The organism is Phytoactinopolyspora halophila (assembly GCF_003287285.1).
Lineage (GTDB): Bacteria > Actinomycetota > Actinomycetes > Jiangellales > Jiangellaceae > Phytoactinopolyspora_A > Phytoactinopolyspora_A halophila.
In genome coordinates this window covers 100,714-121,654 of record NZ_QMIG01000007.1, presented here as the reverse complement: position 1 = coordinate 121,654, position 20,941 = coordinate 100,714, and the positions used below count along the sequence as shown (strand labels likewise).

At 66.9% G+C, this 20,941-nt stretch carries 21 protein-coding genes; 20 read left to right on the top strand and 1 reads right to left on the bottom strand.

Annotated elements, in window-relative coordinates; genetic code table 11:
• The first annotated feature begins 53 nt into the window (after positions 1-53).
• On the top strand, positions 54-1,946 hold the full coding sequence (locus DPM12_RS10135) for a glycoside hydrolase family 9 protein (protein WP_211658766.1): 1,893 nt from the start codon (positions 54-56) through the stop codon (positions 1,944-1,946).
• On the opposite strand, the gene DPM12_RS10130 is transcribed toward DPM12_RS10135, so the two are convergent.
• Positions 1,916-2,839, bottom strand: coding sequence for a DMT family transporter (locus DPM12_RS10130; RefSeq protein ID WP_123788558.1), 924 nt, complete (start codon positions 2,837-2,839; stop codon positions 1,916-1,918). The two genes, DPM12_RS10135 and DPM12_RS10130, sit on opposite strands and share 31 nt — an antisense overlap.
• A 550-nt stretch (positions 2,840-3,389) precedes the next feature.
• On the opposite strand from DPM12_RS10130, the gene DPM12_RS10125 reads away from it, so the two are divergent.
• The 19 genes from DPM12_RS10125 (at position 3,390) to DPM12_RS10040 (ending at position 20,899) form a co-directional block, all read left to right on the top strand.
• Positions 3,390-4,382 (top strand): phosphate/phosphite/phosphonate ABC transporter substrate-binding protein, encoded by a 993-nt coding sequence (locus DPM12_RS10125; protein WP_112258191.1) that lies wholly within the window; start codon positions 3,390-3,392, stop codon positions 4,380-4,382.
• A gap of 63 nt (positions 4,383-4,445) precedes the next feature.
• Positions 4,446-5,222, top strand: a complete 777-nt coding sequence (gene phnC, locus DPM12_RS10120) for a phosphonate ABC transporter ATP-binding protein (RefSeq protein ID WP_112258190.1) — start codon at positions 4,446-4,448, stop codon at positions 5,220-5,222.
• A complete protein-coding gene (phnE, locus tag DPM12_RS10115) occupies positions 5,219-6,070 on the top strand; it encodes a phosphonate ABC transporter, permease protein PhnE (RefSeq protein WP_112258189.1) in 852 nt (283 codons plus the stop codon). Before phnC ends, phnE (DPM12_RS10115) begins: the two co-directional genes overlap by 4 nt.
• A complete protein-coding gene (gene phnE / locus DPM12_RS10110) occupies positions 6,067-6,945 on the top strand; it encodes a phosphonate ABC transporter, permease protein PhnE (RefSeq protein WP_158542844.1) in 879 nt (292 codons plus the stop codon). The genes phnE (DPM12_RS10115) and phnE (DPM12_RS10110) overlap by 4 nt, the downstream gene beginning before the upstream one ends.
• A 210-nt stretch (positions 6,946-7,155) precedes the next feature.
• Positions 7,156-8,448, top strand: coding sequence for a homoserine dehydrogenase (locus DPM12_RS10105; RefSeq protein WP_112258187.1), 1,293 nt, complete (start codon positions 7,156-7,158; stop codon positions 8,446-8,448).
• A 44-nt stretch (positions 8,449-8,492) separates the two neighbouring features.
• Entirely contained in the window at positions 8,493-9,578 is a 1,086-nt protein-coding gene (thrC, locus tag DPM12_RS10100) for a threonine synthase (protein ID WP_112258260.1), read from the top strand.
• A complete protein-coding gene (gene thrB, locus DPM12_RS10095) occupies positions 9,575-10,522 on the top strand; it encodes a homoserine kinase (protein ID WP_112258186.1) in 948 nt (315 codons plus the stop codon). Before thrC ends, thrB begins: the two co-directional genes overlap by 4 nt.
• A gap of 322 nt (positions 10,523-10,844) precedes the next feature.
• A complete protein-coding gene (gene rho, locus DPM12_RS10090) occupies positions 10,845-12,878 on the top strand; it encodes a transcription termination factor Rho (protein ID WP_342778770.1) in 2,034 nt (677 codons plus the stop codon).
• 172 nt (positions 12,879-13,050) lie between these two features.
• Positions 13,051-13,275: a 50S ribosomal protein L31 gene (rpmE, locus tag DPM12_RS10085; protein WP_112258184.1), complete on the top strand. Its 225-nt coding sequence runs from the start codon at positions 13,051-13,053 to the stop codon at positions 13,273-13,275.
• A 192-nt stretch (positions 13,276-13,467) separates the two neighbouring features.
• Positions 13,468-14,556 (top strand): peptide chain release factor 1, encoded by a 1,089-nt coding sequence (prfA, locus tag DPM12_RS10080; protein WP_112258183.1) that lies wholly within the window; start codon positions 13,468-13,470, stop codon positions 14,554-14,556.
• A 36-nt stretch (positions 14,557-14,592) separates the two neighbouring features.
• Positions 14,593-15,492, top strand: a complete 900-nt coding sequence (prmC, locus tag DPM12_RS10075; RefSeq protein WP_112258182.1) for a peptide chain release factor N(5)-glutamine methyltransferase — start codon at positions 14,593-14,595, stop codon at positions 15,490-15,492.
• A gap of 44 nt (positions 15,493-15,536) precedes the next feature.
• Entirely contained in the window at positions 15,537-16,325 is a 789-nt protein-coding gene (locus DPM12_RS10070; protein WP_112258181.1) for an L-threonylcarbamoyladenylate synthase, read from the top strand.
• A gap of 109 nt (positions 16,326-16,434) precedes the next feature.
• Entirely contained in the window at positions 16,435-17,562 is a 1,128-nt protein-coding gene (locus DPM12_RS10065; RefSeq protein ID WP_112258180.1) for an MraY family glycosyltransferase, read from the top strand.
• A gap of 69 nt (positions 17,563-17,631) precedes the next feature.
• Positions 17,632-18,171, top strand: coding sequence for a Cg1360 family ATP-synthase-associated protein (locus DPM12_RS10060; RefSeq protein WP_158542843.1), 540 nt, complete (start codon positions 17,632-17,634; stop codon positions 18,169-18,171).
• Positions 18,172-18,210: 39 nt separating this feature from the next.
• Entirely contained in the window at positions 18,211-18,486 is a 276-nt protein-coding gene (locus DPM12_RS23425; protein ID WP_164465262.1) for a DUF2207 domain-containing protein, read from the top strand.
• Positions 18,487-18,538: 52 nt separating this feature from the next.
• Entirely contained in the window at positions 18,539-19,255 is a 717-nt protein-coding gene (atpB, locus tag DPM12_RS10055) for a F0F1 ATP synthase subunit A (protein ID WP_245951242.1), read from the top strand.
• 56 nt (positions 19,256-19,311) lie between these two features.
• On the top strand, positions 19,312-19,536 hold the full coding sequence (gene atpE, locus DPM12_RS10050) for a F0F1 ATP synthase subunit C (RefSeq protein WP_112258178.1): 225 nt from the start codon (positions 19,312-19,314) through the stop codon (positions 19,534-19,536).
• A complete protein-coding gene (locus DPM12_RS10045) occupies positions 19,533-20,093 on the top strand; it encodes a F0F1 ATP synthase subunit B (protein WP_211658762.1) in 561 nt (186 codons plus the stop codon). The genes atpE and DPM12_RS10045 overlap by 4 nt, the downstream gene beginning before the upstream one ends.
• Positions 20,093-20,899, top strand: coding sequence for a F0F1 ATP synthase subunit delta (locus DPM12_RS10040; RefSeq protein ID WP_112258177.1), 807 nt, complete (start codon positions 20,093-20,095; stop codon positions 20,897-20,899). Before DPM12_RS10045 ends, DPM12_RS10040 begins: the two co-directional genes overlap by 1 nt.
• Positions 20,900-20,941: the final 42 nt, after the last annotated feature.

The following is a 20,941-nucleotide window of genomic DNA, read 5'->3' as shown; positions in this document are numbered from 1 at the left end:
CATGATCAGCGGCGTGTGCATGGATACGGCCCTAGCTGACCACCGGAGGAGCCGTGGACGAATTCAAGCACGAGACCGGCCCTAGGGTGCGAATCAACCAGGTGGGATATCTGCCCGATGGTCCGAAGAGAGCCACGCTCGTCACCGATGCCGACGAACCGGTCGCGTGGGAACTGGTCGACGCCGGCGGCGGTGTCGCCGCCTCCGGCACGAGCGAGCCACGCGGTTTCGACGAGTCCGCCGGCCTGGACGTGCATACGATCGACTTCGGCGACGTCCCGATCCGCGGCACCGGATTCCGGCTCGCCGCCGATGGCGAGGAGAGCTACCCGTTCGATATCGACCCGGCGCTGTACGACCAGCTACGCATGGACTCGCTGGGCATGTACTACACCCAGCGGTCCGGTATCGAGATCGAATCGATCGAGATCGGCGGCGAGTTCGAGAAGGAGGAGTACGCGCGCCCAGCGGGGCACGTGTCCGAGTTCGGCGGCGACGACGTGAACCAGGGCGATTTCGGCGTGCCGTGCCTGCCGAACGAGGGCGTAACGGACCATCGGGGGAATCCGCAGCTCGGCGGCTTCGAGCATTACGGCCCCGACGGTTGGGATTGCCCGGACGGCTATACGCTGGACGCCGCCGGTGGGTGGTACGACGCCGACGACCACGGCAAGTACGTGGTGAACTCGGGTATCTCCATCTATCAGTTGCTGTCGGCCTACGAGCGCAGCCTGCGCGCGGGCGTCGTCAACGGCGTCAACGACGCTGCACTCGGCGATGCCACGCTGCTCATCCCCGAGCGTGGCAACGGCATCCCCGACATTCTCGACGAGGCGGGGTGGAATCTGGACTGGATGCTGGCCATGCAGGTTGCCGACGGCACCGCGATGCGGATCGCGGGCGAGACGTTCGATGCCGGTGGCCTGGTGCACCACAAGCTGCATGACGTGGCCTGGACCGGGCTCGACACGTTGCCGCACGAGGATCCGATGCCGCGCTACGTGCACCGGCCGTCGACGGCGGCGACGTTGAATCTCGCGGCCGCTGCGGCGCAGGGTGCGCGGTTGTTCGGCCGGTTCGACCCCGGCTACGCCGATGAGCTGCTGGCTGCGGCACGCCGGGCCTGGGAAGCGGCGAAGGAACATCCCGACATCTACGCGCCCAACACGAACGACCTCGATCCGAACCCCGGCGGTGGCCCGTACGACGACACGGAGGTGGACGACGAGTTCTACTGGGCGGCCGCACAGCTGTACCTGACGACGGGCGAGGACGAGTTCCGGGACGCCGTCCTCTCGTCGCCGTATCACGTCGGAGGTGAACGCGCGGACATCTGGCGCGCCACCGGCTTCGACTGGTGCTTCACCGCCGCGGCCGGGCGGCTCGACCTGGCCACGGTGCCGAACGATCTCCCCGGTCGCGCCGACGTCATCGATTCGGTGATCGACGGCGCCGATCGCTACCTCGCCACACAGGCAGGCCAGCCGTTCGGGCACCCGTACGATCCCGGAGACTACGACTGGGGCTCGTCCCACCAGGTGATCAACAATGCCGTGGTGATCGCGACGGCTTACGATCTGACCGGCGAGCGCGCATACCGGGACGGTGCCCTGGAAGCAATCGACTACGTGCTGGGCCGTAACGCCATCAACAACTCGTACGTCACCGGTTACGGCACGCACTGTTCGCAGCACATGCACAGCCGGTGGTATGCCTCGGCGGATCGCTTACCACCCTTCCCGCCCGGAACGCTGGCGGGCGGTCCGAACTCCCGCCTGCAGGACCTGGTGGCACGGGCGAACCTGGAGGGCTGTGCGCCGCAAGCGTGCTACATCGATCACGCCGACTCGTCGTCGACCAACGGGATAGCGATCAACTGGAATGCCGCGCTGGTGTGGTACGCGTCATGGGTGACTTACCGTGCCCGGTGGGGGCGCCGGAGCTGAACCAGCAGCACCCCGAACGCGGCAATGGCCAGGCCGGCGATCTCCCGCGATCCGAGGGACTCGTCGAGGAAGATCCATGCGAGGACGGCGATCTGGATCAGCATGGTGTTGTTGATCGCGTTCGATTCCGCGGCGCCGAGAGTCCGCAGCGTCAGGTTCCAGAGCGTGAAGGCGAACGCCGTGTTCACCACGGCGAGCCAGGCGATGATCGCCCAGCTGGCCGCGCTCAGTGCCGGCATTCCCTGGGTGGCGATACCGCTGGCCAGCAGGGCCAGCGAGCCGATGCCCATGCTGACGACCGTGACGAGGAGAGGGCTGAGCTGGCCGCCCCGGTTGGCCGCGCGGCCCAGGACTGCCGCAGCCGCGTTGGCGAGGACGCCGCACGCGGCGATGCCGATGCCGACGGCCTGTTGAGCGGGAACGTCGACCGGATACAGGAACGCGGCGGCGCCGGCGATGTAGAGGGCTATCCCTCCCCACTGGAGCGCTCGGGGTCGCTCGGAAAGGAAGGCGATGCCGAGCCACGCGACGACGACCGGGGTGAAGCTCAGGAGCAGGCTGGTCATGGTCGCCGGCAACCTGTCCAGGGCAAGGAACTGGGCACCTTGGGTGACGGTGTACCAGACCAGGCCGAGGGCGGCGAGCCGCAGCCAGTCCCGATGGCCGAGTGCGCGGATGGCGCCGAGGTGGTGGCGGCGGAGCAGGAGCGGAAGCAGGCACAGGAAAGCCAGCACGTAGCGCAGGCCGGCAAAGGTCAGCGCGGGAATCTCGTCGAGACCTGTCTTGATCAGAACCCAGGACGTCGACCACAAGAAGGTGACGAGTAGCGCCTGGAGCACGGCACGCAGGTGAGCGGAGCCGCGTGGCGCTGGTGCGGCGTCGGAGAGGGACACGAGTGAGCCTTTCGGGAGTCGGCACGTCAGTATCGACGTCCGCCTGTCCCCTCGAGGCTTTTGTCCAGTGAGGTGCGGGGCCGGCGGCCGGTGCGCTCTCGTTGTGGGCAGTGCCCGTCCACGTCGAACGGGCGGCGAACGCACGCGCCCATCGGCTTTCTGCGGCGCTCGGACCAGGCCAGCACGTCAGGCATCACGGCTGCGGAACCCTAGCCGCCCTTCAGCAGACGACGCCGAGTCTAGCGAGAGTGGTCGTGCGCTGACGAGACGGTACCGGCGTATGAAGCTCGTGGCCATTCGAACTTGATCGCAGCCATATGCCTCGAAATGCAATATAACGGATTGGTCGCGCTCGATATGCGATCGTGCAGAGTTGTTTACCGTCAGTTCGCACGTGAGTAGCATCCGAGGCGCTACGAAGCGAAATCCTGAATTCGGTCCGGCCGTCCGGTCTGGCGGTCACGACGGGGACGCCCGCGCATGCCGGGCAGATGCGTCGTGCATAAGGTATTCCAGGTTTTTCCGATCTCGTCGCAAGGAGTGCGTGTCAATGAAGATCACAAGATGGCTCGCGGTGGTCGCGGCTGCCGCGCTGGTCGCCGCGTGTGGCGGTGACGACGGCGACGGCGAGGGCGAGGACGCGACGGCGGACGAGTGGCCAGAAGAGATCACGCTCGTGTTCACCCCGTCGAGCGAGCAGCAGCAGCTGGTCGATGACGCAGAGCCTCTTGCCGAGATGCTCGAGGAGCGGATCGAGATCGACGTCGAGCCGCACGTGGCGACCGACTACGCGGGTGTGATCGTCGCCCTGGAGGCGGGACAGGCCGGCGTGGCGGGTGGACTTGGGCCGCAGCAGATGGTGCAAGCCGAGTCCCAGGCCGACGCCGAATTGATCTTGCAGTCCGAACGATTCGGTGACGTCGAGTACGTCACGCAATGGTTCACCAACGACCCCGACACGTACTGCGACGACGAACCGGTCGACGTCGACGGGTACCTCTTCTGCAACGGCGTCGACGAGGCCGAGGTTGCCGCCGACGGCCCGATCGCCGAGGACGCGATCACGAAGGTGGCCGGCACGGAGATGGCGTTCGTGGACCAGGGCTCCGCGTCCGGACATCTCGTGCCGTCGTTGCAGCTGTTCGAGGCGGACATCGACCCGCAGGAAGGCGTCGAACCGGTTTTCGCGGGCGGTCACGACAACTCCGTGCTCGCGGTCTACCGTGGTGACGCGGAGGTCGGCGTGTCGTACAACGACGCGCGGGAAGACGTCGCGGACCAGGCCGAGGACGTCGGCCAGGAGGTTGTGGTGTTCGCGTGGTCGCCGCCGATCCCCAACGACGGCTTCGCCGTGGCGTCCGATCTTCCCGAAGACCTCAAGGATGCGATCTCCGAGGCGTTGATGGACATCGCGTCGACGCCGGACGGGCAGGAGTTGCTGAACGAGCTTTACAACATCGACGACTTGGTTCCGGTCGACAGCGAGGCCTACGACCCGATCCGGACCCTCGTGTCCGAGCTCGGAGAGCTCCTCGAAGATTGATCATGTCAACTCGCGGTCGGGTGGGTATACTCACCCGACCGCGACAGCATCACCAGGAGCGCCATGATTCGCTTCGACCAGGCAACGGTGACCTACCGGGGTGGGGTGACCGCGCTGGACCATGTCGACGTCGAGATCCCAGACGGGGAGTTCGTCGTGATCGTCGGGCTCTCGGGCGCGGGAAAATCGACGCTGATCCGCGCGGTGAACGGTCTGGTGCCGCTGACGAGCGGCACCGTGAACGTCGGTGATCGGGACGTCGGCCAGCTCACCAAGCGGCAATTGCGGGCACTGCGTGCCGACGTGGGCATGATCTTCCAGCATTTCAACCTGGTGGACCGGACGACGGTGCTCAACAACGTGTTGATGGGCCGGCTGAACCGGGTGCCCAGCTGGCGTTCGATGCTCGGCTGGTGGGGCGGCGACGAGGTCGAGCTCGCCATGCAGTCGCTCGAAGTCGTGGAGATTGTCGACAAAGCTTACATCCGCGCGGCCAATCTCTCGGGTGGGCAGCAGCAGCGGGTGGGAATCGCCCGCGCCCTGGCGCAGCAGCCGAGCGTCTTGCTCGCCGACGAGCCGGTGGCCTCGCTGGATCCTCCGACATCGCACTCGGTGATGCGTTACCTGCAGAAGGTGAACCGGGAACTGGGCATCACCACGCTGGTGAACTTGCACTTCCTCGATCTCGCCCGGGAGTACGCCGACCGCATCATCGGGTTGCGCGGCGGCAGGGTGATGTTCGATGGTCCCGGTTCGGCCGCCGACGAGAAGGTCTTCGAGAAGATCTACGGGCGTAGCCTGACCGCCGACGACGTGCTTGAGGCCGAGGCGTCGCTGTGAGCCAGGTCGAGCACGACGACGCCGGGCCGCCGGCGGCGAGCACGGCGCCGGGAGCGCAGCGGCCGAAGCGGCCCCGGCCGAGCCCGTTCCTGGTGGGAGGCTTCGCCGGGCTGCTGGCCATGACCATCGCCACCGGTGCGGACTGGGAATTCGGCATCGGGTTCTCCCTGATCGAGGTCTGGGACGGGTTCACGCGCTCGAATTCGCCCATGCGTGGCCTGGCGGAGATCGACCTTGGCTCGTTGCTCGGGAGCCGGGCGCGAGACGGGTTCCTGGAGACCGTTCAGATGGCCGTGATCAGCACCATTGCCGGTGCCCTGGTGGCGCTTCCGCTGGCGCTGTTCAACTCCAAGCTGGGTGCGCCCAACCGGGTTGCCTACGCGCTGGTGAAACTGTTTAACAACATCATCCGTTCGATTCCGGATCTGCTGTGGGCGCTGCTGTTCGTGGCGGCGGTCGGTATCGGTGCGCTGCCCGGCATACTTGCCCTGTTCTTCTTCTCGATCGGCGTGGTCACCAAGCTGACATCGGACACGATCGACGGCATCGACCACGGTCCCGTCGAAGCCGCGCGGGCCAGCGGAGCATCCCACCTGCAGGTGCTGCGTGTCGCGGTCGTGCCGCAGGTACTGCCCGCCTACACCTCGTTTTCCATGTACTGCTTCGAACTCAACCTGCGCGCATCGGCCGTCCTCGGCTTCGTCGGTGCCGGCGGCATCGGGGCCGTCATCGACTTCTACCGCGGTCAGGGACAGTGGGACCGGGTCTGGGGTGTCGTGGTGGGCTTTCTCATCGTCGTCATCGTCGTCGAGCGGATCTCGATGGCGCTGCGGAGGCGGTTGCTGTGACGGGCACGCAGGCACCGACCGCGGCGGAGAAGCGGTTCGAGCAGGCGGTGCGGCCGGAGAAGCCGTTCAACTGGTTCCGCCTGATCGTGACGGCGGGCGTTGTGGGTGGTTTCCTGATCGGCGCGCTGAGCGTGGACGCCAACTGGCCCCGCCTGACCGAGATGCCGGGCGAGCTGTGGAACATGGCGGTCTTGATGTTTGGCGAACTCGACCTCGCCGACGTGCCCGATGCCGCCGAATCCATGTGGGAGTCGGTGGCCATCGCCTGGCTTGGCACGATGATTGCCGCGGTTCTCTCCTTTCCGCTGGCATTTCTGGCTGCCCAGAACATCTCGGGGCGGGTGAGCGTGGGTGTCACCCGGCAGCTGCTGAACGTCCCGCGCGCGATACCGGAGATCATCTTTGCTGTCGCGCTCATCCCGATCTTCGGGCTGGGGCCGCTGGCCGGGACGATCGCGATCGGGCTCAGCTCGACGGGAACGATCGGCAAGCTCTCGGCGGAGATCATCGAGGGAAGCCAGCGCGGCCCGATCGAGGCCGCGGACGCGTCGGGTGCGACGACGTTGCAGCGGATACGCTGGGCGGTCCTCCCGCAGGTGATGCCGGAGATCATCGCCTTCTGGCTCTACCGCTTTGAGATCAACATCCGCGCGTCGGCCGTCCTCGGCGTGGTCGGGGCGGGCGGTATCGGCACGATGCTCCAGCAGAACATCGAATTCCGCGAGTGGGGTACGGCCGGGATGGCGTTGATCGTCGTGGTGCTCGTGACGATCGTGATCGACACGGTCTCCGGCATGATCCGCCGCCGGATCATCCGCGGCCCCAAGACCAAGACGAGTTCGGCGCGGGACACGCGCACCGACGCCATGTTCTGAAAGCTCGTCTCCTGACGGACCCGCCGGGCAGCTCGCTCAGGTGAAGAATCTCCACTCGAATCGGCACATGGCAAGACGGATGTCTCGCATCATGGACGGCTTGCGCCATATCCTTCGCTGCGTGCCCACACTGGAAGGGCCGTTGTGCCGCCGCCGAGCCACGGGCGGGGTGCCGGGTGAGGCGGTGACACCGCACGAAGGAGGAGGTAGATGAACACGCTCAGGGTGGCGCTCCTCGGCTGTGGAGTGGTCGGCTCGGAGATCGCGCGCCAGATGGTCGAGCATGCGGACGACCTCGCCGCTCGTGTGGGTGCGCGGCTCGAGCTCGCGGGCATTGCCGTGCGCCGGCTCGACCGGGACCGTTCGGACACGGGCGTCGACCCCACGTTGTTCACTACCGATGCGGTGGAGCTGGTCAGCCGCGACGACGTGGACGCCGTCGTCGAGGTGATCGGCGGTATCGATCCGGCGCGCAGCCTGATCCTCACGGCGATGGAGCAGGGCAAGTCGGTGGTGACGGCGAACAAGGCGCTGCTTGCCGACGACGGTTTCGCCCTGCACGCTGCCGCCGAGAAGCATGACGTGGATCTGTATTACGAAGCCGCCGTCGCCGGGGCGATCCCGCTGTTGCGGCCCCTGCGCGAGTCGCTCGTCGGAGACCACGTCAACCGGGTGCTCGGCATCGTGAACGGCACCACCAACTACATCCTCGATCAGATGGACACGCATGGCGCCGGCTTCGCCGAGGCCCTCGAAGAGGCGCAGGCGCTGGGCTACGCCGAGGCCGATCCCACGACGGACGTCGAGGGATACGACGCGGCCGCCAAGGCGGCGATCCTCGCCGGCATCGCCTTTCATTCTCCGGTCACGCTGGCCGATGTTCACCGTGAAGGCATGAGTGGCGTGACGGCATCGGATGTCGCCAGTGCCAAGGCGATGGGTTCGGTCGTGAAACTGCTCGCGATCTGCGAGCTCGCTCCGGAAGGCGACGCCGTCGGCGTGCGCGTGCACCCGGCGATGATCCCGCGCGAGCACCCGCTTGCGGGTGTGCGCGGCGCCTACAACGCCGTTTTCGTCGAGGCCGAGTACGCCGGTCAGCTCATGTTCTACGGTCCGGGAGCCGGGGGAGCCCCGACGGCCAGCGCCGTGCTGGGTGACGTGGTGACCGTCGCACGCAACCGGCTCGGTGGCGTGACCGGCCCGGGAGGCTCCTGGTATGCGGAGCGGCCGGTACGGCCGACGGGCGAGACGGTCACGCGCTATCACATCAGTCTCGACGTGGCCGACCGCCCGGGCGTGCTCGCCGCGGTGGCGGCCGTGTTCGCCGAACAAGGCGTGTCGATCGAGACCGTACGCCAGCGAACCGAGGATTCCGGCGACGCCGAACTCGTCGTCGTCACCCACCAGGCCACTGACGACGCCCTCTCGGCGACGGTGCGCGGGCTGACGGACCTCGCGACGGTGCGTGACGTCATGTCGGTGATGCGTGTCGAGGGCGAATGACGGTGTCCGACGGCGCCGTGAATAATGGTGCCGTGACCGATGGAATGGTGGAAGCCGTGCCCCGTACCCGGCTGTGGCGCGGGGTGATCGACGAGTATCGAGATCGGCTGCCGGTGTCTGCCGGCACGCCCGTGGTGACGCTGCGCGAAGGCGGCACGCCGTTGGTGCCGTCGCCGTGGTTGTCCGCCCAGACCGGATGTGACGTCCACTTGAAGGTGGAAGGCGTCAACCCGACGGGCTCGTTCAAGGATCGCGGCATGACGGTCGCCGTGTCCAAGGCTGCCGAAGAGGGCGCGGAAGCCGTCGTCTGCGCCTCGACCGGCAACACCAGCGCGTCGGCCTCGGCCTATGCGGTTCGTGCTGGCATGCGGCCGATCGTGCTGGTTCCGGACGGGAAGATCGCCGGGCCGAAGCTGGCACAGGCGGTCGTGCACGGCGGGATCATCGCCTCGGTTGACGGCAACTTCGACGACTGCCTCCGCCTCGCCCGAGAGCTCGCCGAGACCTACCCGGTGGCGCTGGTCAACTCGGTCAACCCGTATCGGCTGGCCGGGCAGAAGACTGCGGCTTTCGAGATCGTCGACGATCTCGGGGATGCTCCGGACATTCACGTCTTGCCGGTCGGTAACGCCGGGAATATCTCGGCCTACTGGATGGGTTACCGGGAGTACGGCGCCGACGGCATGAGCACGCGCCTTCCGATGATGTGGGGATTTCAAGCTGCCGGAGCGGCGCCGCTGGTGCACGGTGCTCCGGTCGAGATGCCGGACACCGTGGCCAGTGCGATCCGCATCGGCAGCCCGGCCTCGTGGGAGAGCGCCGTGCAGGCGCGCGACGAATCCGGTGGCCTGATCGACATGGTCACCGACGAGCAGATCCTCGCCGCACAGCAGGAACTGTCCGGGCGTGAGGGACTGTTCGTCGAGCCTGCATCCGCTGCCGGCGTGGCGGGCCTGTTGCACTACGCCCAGCACGGTCGGCTCGACCCGGCCCGGCGCGTGGTCGTCACGGTCACGGGCCACGGCCTGAAGGATGTCGACACCGCCAGCTCCTTCTACGGCGAGATTCGCCCGTATCCGGTGGCGGCCGATGCGGACGACGCGGCCGAAGCGCTCGGTCTGACGCGGTGACACGAGCGGTACGGGTTCGGGTTCCGGCCACGGCCGCCAACATCGGCCCTGGTTTCGATGCGCTGGGCCTGGCCTTGGGCATGTACGACGTTGTCGACGTCGCGGCGGACACGCGTACCGGCGCGGAACCGCGTTCCCCGCTGGTACGCGTGTCCGTTGCCGGGAACGGCGCGGATGACGTGCCCCGGGACGAGAACCATCTGGTCGCACGGTCGGTGCTGAGCGCGCTCGCCGAATTCGGCAAGCAGCCGTCGATGCTCGATGTGCACTGTCACAACGTGATACCGCACGGCCGCGGGCTGGGTTCGTCGGCGGCCGCGATCGTCGCCGGAGTGCTCGCCGCCCGCGAGCTGGCCGGCGGTGAGATCACCGACGACGCCGTGTTGCAGCTGGCCAATCGTCTCGAGGGCCATCCCGACAACGTCGCACCGTGTCTGTTCGGAGGTCTCACGATCGCGTGGATCGACGACGCGGGCATGGCGCGCGCCACCCGCAGGGACGTTCATCCAGATGTCCGGCCCATGGTGTGCGTGCCATCGACGTCGTTGGCCACCGAGACTGCCCGGGGGCTTCTTCCGGCGTCGGTGCCACACGCCGATGCCGTACACAATGCGGGGCGCGCGGCCCTGCTCGTCGATGCTCTCACGGATCGGCCGGAGCTCCTGCTCGACGCCACCGAGGACCGTCTTCACCAGGCATACCGTGAGCCGGCGATGCCGGAGACCCTGGCGTTGGTGCGCACCATGCGCCGTCATGGGCTCGCCGCGGTCGTCTCCGGCGCCGGCCCGTCGGTGCTGGTGCTCGCCAGAGACGAGGATGAGGGGCGCGTGCGTGAGCTGGGGGCGGGGTGGCACGTGTCGACCTTGACGGTCGAGCATGCAGGCGCCACGATAGAAACACGGGCAGACGATATGCTGGGCTCACGACCAGCCGACACGTCGTGATTCGTGCCCCGGGGGGTCTGGTCTGGGTCTCAGTGCCCAATTCGTGCTACGCTCATACAGCACCGACGCACTGTTTGGTCGGTTAAACCATGGCGTAGCGGAATCTCTGCAGTGAGCCGTGGATCTGAGAACCCTCTTCCAGGGCTTACGAGCGCTAAGTTCCAAAACGAGGTTGACCACCAGTGTCATCGTGCATGATCACACGTCCTCGAGGGTGGAGCCCTCGAGGTGTTAGGCGCACCGGCATGACAGACGGAGCCGGTGCTGGCCCAGGGAAGGACCCTGAGTGACAAACACCGAAATTCCCGGCGTCTCCGAGGCGCTGGATCCCCAGACTGAACAATCGGCAGAAGAATCTGCTCAGGCCAAGCGGCAGCGTCGTCGTGCCCCTGGTCTCGAGGGCATGGTGCTCGCAGAGCTCCAGCAGGTAGCGAGCCAGCTGGGCATCAAGGGTTCTGGCCGAATGCGCAAGGCGCAGCTGATCGACGCCATCAAGGCCGCTCAGACCGACGGCCCGGCGCCGCGGTCGGCCACCACGTCCACGCAGTCCGCCGCATCGCAGGCGGAGGGAGCGGATTCCGCGACGCAGGAGTCCGCCGGCGAGTCGGACGGTGGCGCGGCTGGACAGGCGGCTCGGCGCGGACCACGGCGGGCTGGCCGGGCTCAATCGGCGCCGGCTGGTCACGACGATGCGCAGCAGACGGGCGACGCGAGCGGGGCCGCCACGTCGCGGGACGAGAGCGGCGCATCGCGCGACGGCTCCCCGTCCGACAGTGGCCAGGGCACGCGCGAGCGGAATCGCACCGGCGACGATGCGTCGGCGCCCGAGCGGTCGGGTGATCGCGACCAGGGCCGCAAGCAGGACAATCGCCAGGAGAACCGGCGGGACAACCGTCAGGAGAACCGGCGGGACAACCGGCAAGACAACCGCCAGGACAGCCGGCGAGGCGAGGGCGACGACAATCGGCGCCAGGACAACCGGCAAGACAACCGCCAGGAGAACCGGCAAGACAACCGCCAGGACGATCGGCAGGACAGCCGGCGGGGCGAGGGCGACGACAACCGCCGCCAGCAAGGTGGTGGCCGGCCCGACGATGACGACGATCAGAGCGGTCGGCGTCGGCGGCGCCGGGACCGCGGGCGCGGTGGGCGCGACCGCCGCAGCCGTGATCGCCCCGACGAGCCGCAGATTCTCGACGACGACGTCCTGATTCCGATCGCCGGTATCCTCGACGTCCTCGACAACTACGCGTTCGTCCGCACGTCCGGATACCTGCCCGGTCCCAACGACGTGTACGTGTCGCTGGCGATGGTTCGCCGGTACGGTTTGCGCAAGGGCGATGCGATCACCGGCGCGGTCCGGCAGCCTCGCGAAGGCGAGAAGCAGCAGAAGTTCAATGCGTTGGTCCGGGTGGACACTATCAACGGTGCCGATCCGGAGACGGGCAAGCAGCGTTCGGACTTCTCCAAGCTCGTGCCGCTGTATCCACAGGATCGGCTGCGCATGGAAACCGATCCTGGCCAGCTCTCGACCCGGGTCATCGATCTGGTTGGCCCGATCGGCAAGGGGCAGCGCGGCCTCATCGTCTCGCCGCCGAAGGCCGGTAAGACGATGATCATGCAGTCGATCTGCCATGCGATCACCGCGAACAACCCGGAATGCCACCTCATGGTGGTTCTCGTCGACGAGCGGCCCGAGGAGGTCACGGACTTCCAGCGCTCGGTCAAGGGCGAGGTTATCTCCTCGACGTTCGACCGCCCCGCCGACGACCACACCACGGTGGCCGAGCTCGCCATCGAGCGGGCGAAGCGTCTCGTCGAGCTGGGTCACGATGTCGTCATCCTGCTCGACGGCATCACCCGGTTGAGCCGGGCCTACAACCTCTCGGCGCCCGCCAGCGGGCGCATCCTCTCCGGTGGTGTGGACTCCAGCGCGCTGTACCCGCCGAAGAAGTTCTTCGGTGCGGCTCGAAACATCGAGGACGGTGGTTCGCTGACCATCCTCGCCACGGCGCTGATCGAGACCGGCTCCAAGATGGACGAGGTCATCTTCGAGGAGTTCAAGGGCACCGGGAACATGGAACTCCGGCTGCGCCGCGATCTCGCCGACAAGCGGATCTTCCCGGCCATCGACGTCGACGCGTCGGGCACGAGGCGCGAGGAGATCCTCGTGTCGAAGGAAGAGCTCAGGATCATCTGGCAGCTACGCCGTGTGTTGTCGGCGCTCGATTCGCAGCAGGCCGTGGAGCTCTTGCTGGACCGGTTGAAGGGGACGAAGAGCAACGCCGAGTTCCTCATGACGGTCCAGAAGAACATGCCCACCGTCGGTGGAAACGGCTCGAAGGACGAAGACTAGCGGTTTTCACCCCCGCCACGCCGTGACGCCCCGACGTCCTGGCCGTCGGGGCGTCCGGGTGCGTTTGGTGATGGTGAGCAGGGGTGGAATACTAGATCGGTGGTGCCGGTTCACGGTGTGGCGGTCAGGACCCATCGACCCGGCACCAGAAGAGATCCAGGAGTGAATTCCCATGAAGAGCGACATCCATCCGTCGTACGTCGAGACGACGGTCACCTGTACCTGTGGCAACACCTTTACCACGCGTAGCACGGCCGAGAACGGCGCGATCCACGCTGACGTGTGCTCGAAGTGCCATCCGTTCTACACGGGCAAGCAGAAGATCCTCGATACCGGAGGCCGCGTCGCCCGGTTCGAGTCTCGCTATGGCAAGAGGCGGTCCTCCGGCTCGAAGTAGCTCGACGTCGGGCGTGTCCCGGATGGCCCGGCGACATGCCGGTGCGGGCGCACGCCGCGTGGCGCGTGCGCCCGCATTGTCGTTGTGCGGCCCGGTGCCGCCCAGGTGGCTACCTGGGCGGCGCGCCGCGATCGGAGGCGAGCGAGTGATGCCAGGCGAGCCGGTGGCCTGCAGGTGAGAAAGGAACGGGCAATGTTCGAGGGCGTCCAGGCGCTCGAGGCCGAGTTCGAGGATCTCGAACATCGGCTCGCCGACCCCGCCGTGCATGCCGACCAGGGCCAGGCCAAGCGGCTCAGCCGCCGGTACGCCGAGTTGACGCCGGTGATCAAGACGTACCGGGCATGGCAGCAGGCGCACGCGGATCGGCGTGCGGCGCTGGAGCTGGCATCGGACGACTCCGCGTTCGTCGCCGAGGCCGACGAGCTCGAAGCGCGCGCGGACCAGCTGGCCGACCAGCTGCGCGTGCTGTTGCTGCCACGCGATCCGCACGACGGCCGGGACGCGATCGTGGAGATCAAGGCCGGTGCCGGTGGCGAGGAATCGGCACTGTTCGCTGGTGATCTGCTGCGGATGTACATGAAGTATGCCGAGCGGGTTGGCTGGAGCACCGAGATTCTCGACTCCGAGGAATCGGATCTGGGTGGATACAAGGACGTCACGCTGGCCGTCAAGGCCCGCGGCACGCCGGAACCGGGAATGGCGCCGTATGCCCGGTTGAAGTTCGAAGGTGGCGTGCACCGGGTGCAGCGGGTACCGGTGACGGAGAGCCAGGGACGGATTCACACCTCGGCTGCCGGCGTACTGGTGCTGCCCGATGTCGAAGACGAGACAGAGGTCGAGATCAACACGAACGATCTGCGAATCGACGTGTTCCGTTCCTCTGGACCGGGCGGGCAGAGCGTCAACACCACCGACTCGGCAGTACGTATCACCCACCTGCCCAGCGGTATCGTGGTCTCCTGCCAGAATGAGAAGAGCCAGCTGCAGAACAAGGAACAGGCTCTTCGCAGGCTGCGTGCCCGGCTCCTCGCCGCAGCGCAGGAGGAGGCCGAGCGAGAGGCCGCGGACGCGCGGCGTAGCCAGGTCCGCACGGTTGACCGTTCGGAACGCGTCCGCACGTACAACTTCCCGGAGAACCGGATCAATGACCATCGCATCGGTTTCAAGGCGCACAATCTGGACATGGTGCTGGAAGGGGAACTCGAAGCGGTGATCCAGGCGCTGGTGGACGCGGACACCGACGCCCGGATCGGGTCGTCCGATGCCGCGGGTGAGGGGTGAGGCCGCGATGCTTGCCGGGCGCGAGGAGAGGCGACGATGACGGCTTCGACGTCGCTTCGCGAACGCGTCGAGGCGGCGGCCCGGCAACTCGCCGAGGCCGGCGTGCCGTCTCCACGGCACGATGCTGAGATGCTGGCTGCGCACGCCCTGGGCATCGACCGTCCGGAGCTGGCGGTGCGGCTGGCGCGGCACGACGCATCGCAGGAGGCCGCTGACAGCTATTCCGAGCTCGTCGCCCGCCGCGCCAAGCGAGAGCCGCTGCAGCACATCACCGGAACGGCACACTTTCGCCAGCTCACGCTCAGCGTCGGGCCCGGCGTCTTCATCCCCCGCCCGGAAACCGAGCTGACAGCAGGCGCGGCGATCGATGCCGCGCGCGCGATCGTCGACAGCGGTGGGGTGCCCGTCGTCGTCGACATGTATGCCGGCTCGGGAGCCATCGCGATCTCGGCCGCCCACGAGGTGCGGCCATGCGTGGTGCACGCTGTCGAGTCCGACGACGACGCCATCGCGTGGCTGCGTCGCAACGCATACGGAGCCTCGGTGGTGGTCCACCGTGACGACGTCGGCGGAGTCTGCGATCGGAGCATGTCGATGCTGCTCGGAACGGTCGACGTGGTCGTGGCGAACCCGCCATACGTGCCCGTGGGAGCCGGCATCCGAGATCCCGAAGTGGCCGAGCACGATCCACCGGTCGCGCTGTGGGCCGGGGACGACGGGCTGGACGCCCTGCGCGTGCTCGAATCGGCGGCGGCACGGCTGCTCCGTCCGGGAGGAGTGGTGGTGGCCGAGCATGGCGACACGCAAGGCGAGCCGGCGGTTGAGCTGTTCACCGATACGGGACGCTGGGCCGATATCGCCGACCACCTGGACCTGAACGGGCGTCCGCGTTACGTGACGGCCCGCCTGGCGTGGGCTGCGGGTGACGGCGGGTGATGGCGCTGAACGTCCGAGACGTCGCTGGTGGTTAAATACTCGACGTGGCACTGCTTTATGACTGCAAGGACGACACGAAACGCACGCGGGGTATCAGCGTGGCCGTCCGGGCGGTGCGCGCGGGCCGGCTCGTCGTTCTCCCGACGGACACCGTGTATGGCATCGGTGCGGACGCATTCACTCCCGACGCCATCGCCAAGCTGCTCGATGCGAAGGGCCGTGGACCGGACATGCCGGTGCCCGTCCTGGTCGGCACGACTGAGGCGTTCACAGCCGTTGCCGTGACGAACGAGGCGGCCGAGGCGCTGGCGGCGGTCTTCTGGCCGGGTGGTCTGAGCCTGCTGTGTCACGAGCAGCCGTCGCTGGACTGGAATCTCGGCGACACCGGCGGGACCGTCGTCGTCCGGATGCCCGAACACGATGTCGCGCTGGAGGTACTGCAAAAGACCGGGCCCATGGGTGTGAGCAGCGCCAATCTCTCCGGGAACCCGCCATCTACCTCAGCTGGGCAGGCCCGGGAACAGCTGGGTGATGCGGTCGCGGTGTATCTGGAGGCGGGTCCCACCGTGTCGGACACGCCCTCCACCATCGTCGACGTGACCGGTGACGTGCCGACGGTGGTGCGCCTCGGCGCGATCGGTCTGGACGAGCTGCGCTCCGTCGTTCCGGAGATTGTCGGGCCTGACGACGAGCCGGGCGCGCCCGCTGGTCCGGAAGAAACCGAGGAGGAGGCGCGAGCCCGGCGCGAAGCGGAGCGAGCGGCTGCGGACGAGAACGAGAACGATGTCGGGCCCGCTGCCGGGAGTTCCGGCGACGAGACGGCGCCGGGCTAGGGGCACGACGTGTGGTTCGCGCGTGATGTCCGCCGGGAGCTGGCCGGTACGACGATGGAGCGAGACATCGGTGTGATGGCTCTATGCGGTTGAAAGGCGCTGTTGTGCGGTGCGAGAGTACCTGCTGACCTTCTTCGTCGCCGCTTCCATCACGTATCTGATGGTGGGGCTGTGCGGGCGGATAGCGCACTGGGTCGGTGCCGTGCCACCCACCCGGGATCGCGATGTGCATCACGACCCGATCCCGCGGCTCGGTGGCTTGGCCATGCTCGCCGGTGTCCTGGGCGCCATGCTGGTGGCGAGCTATCTCCCGCGAATGCGCGCCGTGTTCGCCGAGTCCACGGATGCCCAGGCACTGATCACCGCGGTGATCGTCATCTGTGTGCTGGGTGCGGCCGACGACATCTGGGATCTGTCGGCGCTGGCGAAGTTCGCTGGCCAGCTCCTCGCTGCGGGCTTGCTCGTGGTCCAGGGTGTGGAGTTGCTGTGGTTGCCGTTGCCGAACGGCGTGTTCACTCTCGATCCCGCACAGCGGGCCATCCTGACAGTGATCTTGGTTGTCGGGGCGATCAATGCCGTCAACTTCGTTGATGGTCTCGACGGCCTGGCGGCGGGCGTCGTCGGCATTGGAGCCGCGGCGTTTTTCTCGTATGCCTATCTGCTGGCCGTGGAGGGTGGCGAGACCCGGATGACCACTCCGGCCCTCACCGCGGTGGTCCTGATGGGCGTCTGCGCGGGGTTCTTGCCGTACAACATCCATCCGGCCCGCGTGTTCATGGGCGATTCGGGTGCGATGCTGCTCGGCCTGTTGCTTGCCGCCGGATCCATCACGTTGACCGGGCGATCGGCGAGCCAGGACGTCGAGGAGTCGAGTTTTCTGCTCACCTTGCTGCCGTTGGTGTTGCCCGCGGCGGTGATCGCGTTGCCGTTTCTCGACATGCTCATGGCAGTGGTGCGGCGCACACGTGCGGGCCGCTCGCCGTTCGCGCCGGACAAGCAGCACCTTCATCACCGTCTGTTGCAAGTCGGTCACTCTGTGCGGCGTGCGGTTATGATCATGTGGGTCTGGGCGGCACTCGTGTCCGGTGGCGTAGTCACCATCGCCCTCGTGGGCGGCTGGACGACGTACGCGCTGCTGGGTATCGCAATTCTGGCCCTGCTCGCCTTCACCATGCGCCGTCCACGCCGATTGCTCCAGCGCACGCCGGCGTCGGCCGGGGCTGACGGTGACGCCTGATCGCGGGCCGCGTCCGTGTCCCTACCTCGCCCGTGACGGGCGGAGCCAGACCACGTAGGCTGTAGGCTCGTGTCCGATACGATGCCTACGCCAGCGCCGGAGTCGAGCTCAGCGGCCGCCTCGCCGCGGCCGGGGACGTCGTCGTTCATCCGCCCCATGCGTCACGTGCTGGCCGTCACCGGCGGCGGCCTGGCCGTGCTGCTGCCCGTCGCCACCGTCGTGGGATGGCTGGCGGGCGGGCGTGATATCGGTCTCGGAATCCTTGTCGGGCTGGCCGTGCCCGCCGTGTTCTTCGGTATTACGGTGTTGACCGGCATGCTTGCCGCACGGCTCGACAACGCACCCTTCGTCGGCGTGGTCATGGCCGCATGGGTGGTCAAAATGGGTGGACTGCTCGCGATCATGGCGGTCCTCCGCGACGCCGGATTCTTCCACCGGACAGCTTTCTTCATCGCTTTCGTCGTCGGCGTGACCGGCTGGCTCGCCGCCGAAGTGATCGTGTTGCTGCGAAGCCGCGTGCCGTACGTGGAAGTAGCCCCACGGGCCGAAGCGGCGGAGGAAGCAGCCGGATCGGATGCCCTCTCCACCGGAGGGGCCAGGGGTGTGTGACGGGGCGATGTGTATGGCTTGGTATGGTCGGAGCGATCCATGAGCGCCCGGACACACACTCCGCACGGTGGGGAGTCGATCGTCTGGCACATCATGGGCACCCTGATCGCCGGGCCCGCCCTGTATGGGCTGATCGGCTTTGGGGTGGACGAAATCGCTGGCGTGTCGTTCGGACTGCCGATCGGCATCGTCATCGGTTTCGTGTTGTCGGGTTACATCATCTATATACGCTACGGCCGGGAAGCTGCCCCGGGCCCTGATCCAAACGGAGAAGACCCTGAGCACACTCACGACGACGGTTACCATCGCCGCTGAGGACGACGGCTTCCACGCTCCGTCGCTGGCCGACTTCTTCCCACCGGCGATCATGTTCGAAGGCACGCTCTTCGAATTCACCCGTGTGAATCTGATCCAGCTGATCATGACGGTGGCGGTCGCGTCGTTCTTCATCGTGGCGTTCCGCAACCCAAAGATCGTTCCGCGAGGTGTGCAGAACCTCGGTGAATTGGCCGTGCAGTTCGTGCAGACCCAGATCATCGATATGATCATGGGTGTTTCGGGACGGCGCTACTTGCCGTATCTGGCCACCTTGTTCTTCTTCATCCTGGCCATGAACTTGGCTGGCCTTGTGCCCTTCTTGAACTTGGCGGGCACGAGCGTCGTCGCCATTCCCCTGATGTTCGCCATCGTCGCCTGGCTCACTTTCAATATCGCGGGGATTCGCAAACACGGGTTCGTCCCGTACCTGAAGACGAACCTGTTTCCGCCCGGTGTGCCGAAGCCGGTTTACGTGCTGCTGACGCCCATCGAATTTCTCTCCACGTTCATCCTGCGGCCGGTCACACTGACGATCCGTCTGCTTGCGAACATGATGGCCGGGCACCTGATGCTCGTGCTGTTCTTCTCGGGAGCGACATATCTGCTGCTGGATGCCGAATGGTTCCTGAAACCCTTCGGTTTGGGCGCCGCGGCGATGGGTTTCTTCATCACGGCGTTCGAGATACTGATCGCACTTTTGCAGGCTTATATCTTCACCCTTCTCACCGCGTTGTACATCGCCGGTGCGGAGAGTGAGCACCACTGACGTCAACCCGGCGTCCGGGCGCCGTCCGGACGTTCGAAGAGAAGAAAGGAAACACCGTGGAGCTTCTTGCTCAGGTTGAGGGAAACGTCAATGCCATCGGCTACGGCCTCGCCGCCATCGGCCCGGGTATCGGCCTGGGAATCCTGATCGGTAAGGCACTCGAAGGTATGGCGCGCCAGCCCGAAGCCACCGGGGTCCTGAGGACCAACATGTTCATCGGTATCGCGCTGGTCGAGGCTCTCGCCCTGCTCGGTATCGTGGCGGGCTTCCTGTTCACGTGAGTATCGACATGGTTCACGCAGCTGAGGGCGACGTGCCAGAGGGCATAGATATCTTCATCCCGCCCTGGTACGACATCTTCTGGAGTGCGGTGATGTTCATCGCACTCTTCGGGATCTTCTGGAAGTATGTCCTGCCCAGGATGAAGACGGCGCTCGAGGCACGGTCCGAGGGCATCGAGAAGAAGCTGGAACAGGCCGAGGTCGAGCGGAACGAGGCTCGTGCACTGCTGGAGCAGTACCGCGAGCAACTCGCCGAGGCACGTTCGGAAGCTGCCCGCATCCGTGCGGACGCGCAGGCCGAACGAGAATCCATCGTGACCGAGGCACGTTCGGAGGCTCAGGAGGCGGCAGCCGCCGTGAACGAGCGGGCCGAGATGCAGCTCACGGCGGAGGCCGAGCGAGTGCGTACGGCGTTGTCCGGGGACATCGGGCGGTTGGCCACCGAACTCGCGGAGAAGATCGTCGGTGAGACCCTGGATCGTGAGCGGGTCAGCGCGACCGTCGATCGTTTCATCGATGAGCTTGAGGCCGCGGGCGGCGGACAGGAGCAGCGCTGATGCTGGGGTCGAGCCGGAACTCGTTCGAGGCGGCACGTGTCGCGCTCGCGCAGGGGGACACCCCGGTGAGCTTGGACATGGCGGCCGAACTGATGGCCGTCGCGAATGGCGTGGCGGCCTCGTCGGTGCTGCGCAACGCCTTGTCCGATTCCGGCAGCGAGCCTGCCGCGCGGGTGGCGCTGGCTCGGTCGGTCTTCGAGGGCAAGGTGGCCTCGGCCACACTCGATGTGGTCACCGATGTGGTCGGGAGGCGCTGGACCAGCGGACGGGATCTCGTCGATGCGATCGAGGCACTCGGATTCGAGGCCGTGTTCATCGTCGCCGAGCGGGAAGGGCGGCTAGACGCGGTCGAGGATGAGCTGTTCCGGGTGGATCGGACCGTCGCGAGCAACGGCGAGCTGCGGCATGCGCTGTCCGACCCGACGAGGGATTCGGCAGCACACGCCGAGCTGTTGGATGGCTTGCTCGCCGGCAAGGCCGACGAGCGCACGGTGATGCTGGTACACCAGGTCGTGCAGCATCCGCGTGGGCGACAGCTCGGCGACGCGCTGAATGCCCTGGTCGAGCAGTCCGCCCGCCGACGCGAGCGGCTGCTGGCGAGAATCAGGGTGGCCGCGCCGTTGCGGCCGGATCAGGAGACCCGGCTCACCGCGGCGCTCGCGCGGATCTACCAGCGCGAGGTCGATCTGCAGGTGGAGGTCGACCCGGAGGTGCTCGGTGGCGTCGTCGTTCGTGTCGGTGACGAGGTGATCGACGGCAGCGTGGCACATCGGCTGGAGGAAATACGGCGGCAGCTTTCCGCGTGAACGGAGAGCCGGCGTCACCATTGACGGTGAGGCAGAACAAAC